Raw genomic sequence first — 4,434 nt, forward strand, 5'->3', positions numbered from 1 at the left:
CGCCGGTGCGGCGTGTTCGCTGGACCCGGCGGCGGACTCTCGGAATGCTCACAGGCGCGGAGCAGGTGCATCAGCCGAAAGCCGTGGACGCGATCCCTGTCTCGAGTGGCAACAACCGGACACACCGGCCGTCTGGCGCGCTACGCCGTGCGCCGCACGGCTGGCTGCGTCATGCTCACAGATGCGTCGTGACACAGCCGGTGCGGGTGGGCTCGGCGGCGCGCCCGCACCGCGGCTGGTTGGCGTTCCGTGCACCGAGCCGCCGCCGGTGGGCGGCTGGGTTATCCCCCGCCCACCGGCGGCTCCCTCCAAAAAATCATCAATGGTCGGAGTGCGGGCACATCGTGCGGCGGCGCGGTGCGGACCTGCGAGGATCGGTGGTATGCCAGTCGGATCCGAGGCTCCGGCCTCCCAGGAGTTGTTCCGCCGCGCGCAGCGGGTCATCCCAGGTGGGGTCAACTCACCGGTCCGGGCGTTTCAGGCTGTTGGCGGCACACCGCGCTTCATGGTGTCCGGGGATGGTGCATACCTCACTGACGCGGACGGTCGCAGGTATGTCGACCTGGTCTGCTCGTGGGGGCCGATGATTCTTGGTCATGCCCACCCGGCGGTCGTCGAGGCGCTGCGGGCGGCGGCGGCACGTGGTACGAGCTACGGCACGCCGAGCCCGGGTGAGGTCGAGCTGGCCGAAGAGATCGTGTCAAGAGTGGCCCCGGTCGAGCAGGTCCGGTTGGTCAACTCCGGGACCGAGGCCACCATGAGCGCGCTGCGGCTCGCGCGGGGTTTCACCCGACGTTCGAAGATCATAAAGTTTGCCGGCTGCTACCATGGTCATGTCGACGCCCTGCTCGCCGCGGCTGGTTCGGGAGTGACGACCCTCGGCCTGCCGGAAACACCGGGCGTGACTGCCGCCACCACAGCGGAAACGATCGTCGTGCCCTACAACGACCTGGGCGCCGTCGAGGCGGCATTCATCCGGTATCCTGACGAGATCGCCGCTGTCATCACCGAAGCCGCCGCCGCCAACATGGGAGTTGTCCCGCCGCTGCCGGGTTTCAACGCCGGAGTGCGTCGGCTTTGTGACACCTACGGGGCATTGTTCATCCTGGATGAGGTGATGACCGGTTTTCGGGTCGGGCCGGCCGGCTGGTGGGGGGCGGAAGGCGCCGTCGAGGGATGGGCGCCGGATCTGTTCACCTTCGGCAAGGTCATGGGCGGTGGGCTGCCCGCGGCGGCCTTCGGTGGCCGGGGTGAGGTGATGGCCCAGCTCGCCCCGGCCGGACCCGTTTATCAGGCCGGGACGCTGTCGGGCAACCCGCTGGCGGTTGCCGCGGGTCTGGCCACGCTGCGAGCCTGCGGCCCGGAGGTGTACACGACGGTTGACACGCGCGCCGGTGATGTTGCCGGCATCGTGTCGACTGCGCTGACCGAGCAGGGCGTGCCGCACCTGCCCAGCAGCGCCGGTTCGCTGTTCAGCGTGTTCTTCACCGACGCGCCGTCCGTCATCGACTACACCGGGGCGCGGACCCAGTCGAGCGCCCGCTACGCGGCGTTCTTCCATGCGATGCTGGACGCCGGGGTGTACCTGCCGCCGTCCGCTTATGAGGCGTGGTTCGTCTCGGCGGCACACGATGACGCCGCTGTCGAGCGGATCGCCAACGCCGCGCCGGCGGCGGCGCGGGCCGCGGCCGGCGTCCCTGAGCCGGTGCCGGCAACAAGCGCTGGAGGGCCGCGCTCATGACGCGGACGGGCACTGACACCGCTGACACCACTGACAGCACTGACACCCCGCTGACGACCATCCACCTTGTCCGTCATGGTGAGGTCTTCAATCCCCAGAAGATCCTTTATGGCAGGCTGCCCGGGTTCGTGCTGTCCGAAGCCGGCGCGCGCCAGGCCAAGGTGACCGCGGAGTTTCTTGCTGATCGTGACATCGCTGTTGTTGTCGCCAGCCCGCTGGAGCGGGCGAGACAGACCGCCGCGCCGATTGCCGCCGCCAGCGGTGTCGCAGTCGAGGTCGACCCACGCCTCATCGAGAGTCGCAACGTCTTCGAGGGCAAGCCGTTCGAGGCCGGGCCGGCCCTTGTCCGCTACCCACGGATGTGGAAAATTCTGATCAATCCGTTCGAGCCGTCCTGGGGGGAGCCTTACACTGAGATCGCTGGACGGATGCTCGCCGCCGTCGCCGAGTGGCGTGCGGCCTTCCCCGGCCGGGAGGTGGTCCTGGTCAGCCACCAGCTACCTGTGTGGACGACCCGCCGCGCGCTGGAGGGCAGCAGGCTCTGGCACCGTCCGGACCGTCGCCAGTGCGCGCTCGCCAGTGTGACGTCGGCGGTGTACTCCGGCGATCGGCTGGTGCGGGTCGACTATGCCGAGCCGAACGGCCCGACCGTCAACCAGGCCGGTTCTGTCGGTGCCTGACCTGCCCGTGGGCCTTCGCGGCTGTCCTCGGACGCTCCGGCAACAGGGGATGCGGCGTCGCGGGGCCAGGGCACGCGCCTCGCGCCATCGCTCCCCATCCATCGCGATCCATCGCCGCGCGACGCACGTCGGTTGCCACCCACCACCTCCGGCGGCTCCCCGGGCTGCCTCGCGACGCACGCATCCCAACCCCGTTCCTTGATTTGATCGGGTTGGGGACATCGGGGGGCCGGGCAGCGGCGGCGCCCGCAACCTACGCTTGGGGCCGAGTTCTACAGTGGGTCGTAGGTGAGACCGGGTCCGATGCGTGTGACGGGAGTGAGTGTGGACGGGCGGCGGAGCGTGACAGCGGCATCGGGGATGCCTGCCGCCTGGGCCGGGCGGGCGCGGTGGCCGGGTCCGCGTCCACGTCCACGTCAACATGCGTCGCTGGTCATCACCGGTGCGCTGTGCGCGCTGCTCTGTGTGGTGACTGGCTGTTCCAGCGGGACCGACAGCGTGGATCAGGCTGCTGGTGGTGGGTTCGGTTTTGTCCAGCAGGCGTCCAACTCCGACTTCGTCCCGGTCGAGAACCGGACGCCGGCCCCGATCCTCACCGGGCCGACCGTGACCGGTCCCGAGCTGGACCTCACCAGCTACCGCGGGCGGATCATCGTCGTGAACTTCTGGGCGTCGTGGTGCGCGCCCTGCCGCGCGGAAACGCCCGGTCTGGTCACGATGGCCGCCGACAATCCACAGGTGGCCTTCGTCGGTGTGAACGAGAAGGACAACCTCTCCGCGGCGAAGGCGTTCATCCGTGACAATGGGGTGAACTATCCCAGCATCATCGACCGGATCGGCACGCTCGCCGCGCGCTGGCCGGTGCCGCCCGGCCTGCCGTCCACCTTCGTGCTGGACGCCAAGGGCCGGCTCGCGGCCCGGTTCACTGGTGGAGTGCTCCCGGATGAGCTGATGCCCATGCTCACCAGGCTGCGGGCGGAGACGTGAGCGTCGCGTCGTTCGTCACCGATGGACCGCTGCTGCTCGCGGTGCCGGTCGCCGCGGCGGCCGGGCTGCTGTCGTTCCTGTCCCCGTGCGTGCTGCCGTTGGTGCCCGGATACCTGTCGTTCGTCACCGGGTTGTCGGGCGAGGATCTCGCGATCGGCCCGGCGCCCGGGACCGGCCGGGCAACCGCCTTGGCCGCCATGGCCGTGCCGGGTGTGCCGGGTGTGCCAGCCGGGCCGGCGGCGGCCGGCGCTCCGGGGGCCCCGCTCGAGGTCGCGGCCCCGCCCCGGGCCTGGTCTCGGTTGCGATCACGCCGCCGGGCGGGCCGGGTCACCGTCGGAACCGGCCTGTTCATCGCCGGTTTCACCGCCGTCTTCGTCAGCTACGGCGCCGCCTTCGGCGGGCTGGGGCGATGGCTGACCCTGCACCAGGTAGGCGTCAGCCAGATCCTCGGCGCGGTGACCATCGTCATGGGGCTGGCGTTCGCTGGTGTTTTCGCGCGGGTCCCGCTGGCCAACCGGGAATGGCGCATCCACCGCCTGCCCGCCCCGGGCCTGCTCGGCGCACCGCTGCTCGGAGTCCTGTTCGGGGTCGGCTGGACGCCGTGTCTCGGGCCGACTCTCACCGCGGTGCTGGGCCTGGCCGTACAGAGCGCGACCGCCGGCCGAGGCGCGCTGCTGTCCGCCGTCTATTGCCTGGGGCTGGGGATACCCTTCCTGATCGTGGGCCTGGCTTTCCGGCGGGTCGCTGGTGCGCTGGCCGCGGTGCGCAGGCACGCGCGGACGCTTACCCTCTTCGGTGGCGTCCTGCTCGTCGGCGTCGGGCTCCTCCAGCTCACCGGCGCCTGGGCTGATCTGATCGCGGCTGTCCGCCCCTACGCGCCGGGTTTCGGGGAGACTCCGCTGTGAGCCAGCCGACGGCGCCCACGACCGTGCCTGACGATGTGCGTGCGCAGGCATCGCCACCGCCGTCTCAAGCGTCGGGCGGGCCGGATGCTGCCGCGCTGGATGCTGTCGGGCCGGATGTTCG

Annotated in this window: 4 protein-coding genes; all 4 read left to right on the top strand. The window is 70.5% G+C overall.

The features are described from left to right. Window positions 1-382: 382 nt before the first annotated feature. The 4 genes from hemL to MJ783_RS17830 all read left to right on the top strand — a co-directional run bounded on the left by hemL (window position 383) and on the right by MJ783_RS17830 (window position 4,313). The gene (hemL, locus tag MJ783_RS17815; RefSeq protein WP_239311741.1) at window positions 383-1,741 is read left to right on the top strand and encodes a glutamate-1-semialdehyde 2,1-aminomutase; all 1,359 of its coding nucleotides are present in this window, start codon (window positions 383-385) and stop codon (window positions 1,739-1,741) included. Then, window positions 1,738-2,421 carry a histidine phosphatase family protein gene (locus tag MJ783_RS17820; RefSeq protein ID WP_239311743.1) on the top strand — a complete coding sequence of 228 codons (684 nt, stop codon included), beginning with the start codon at window positions 1,738-1,740 and terminating at the stop codon, window positions 2,419-2,421. Before hemL ends, MJ783_RS17820 begins: the two co-directional genes overlap by 4 nt. 303 nt (window positions 2,422-2,724) lie before the next feature. Next, window positions 2,725-3,408: a TlpA family protein disulfide reductase gene (locus MJ783_RS17825; RefSeq protein ID WP_370651679.1), complete on the top strand. Its 684-nt coding sequence runs from the start codon at window positions 2,725-2,727 to the stop codon at window positions 3,406-3,408. Then, window positions 3,405-4,313, top strand: coding sequence for a cytochrome c biogenesis CcdA family protein (locus MJ783_RS17830; RefSeq protein WP_239311744.1), 909 nt, complete (start codon window positions 3,405-3,407; stop codon window positions 4,311-4,313). Before MJ783_RS17825 ends, MJ783_RS17830 begins: the two co-directional genes overlap by 4 nt. Window positions 4,314-4,434: the final 121 nt, after the last annotated feature.

Source organism: Protofrankia sp. Cj3 (genome assembly GCF_917627355.1).
Classification (GTDB): Bacteria; Actinomycetota; Actinomycetes; order Frankiales; family Frankiaceae; genus Protofrankia.

Bases quoted from the DNA above. Each gene is read 5' to 3' on its own strand.
- hemL (WP_239311741.1), top strand. From the start codon at position 383: ATGCCAGTCGGATCCGAGGCTCCGGCCTCCCAGGAGTTGTTCCGCCGC.
- MJ783_RS17820 (WP_239311743.1), top strand. From the start codon at position 1,738: ATGACGCGGACGGGCACTGACACCGCTGACACCACTGACAGCACTGAC.
- MJ783_RS17825 (WP_370651679.1), top strand. From the start codon at position 2,725: ATGCGTGTGACGGGAGTGAGTGTGGACGGGCGGCGGAGCGTGACAGCG.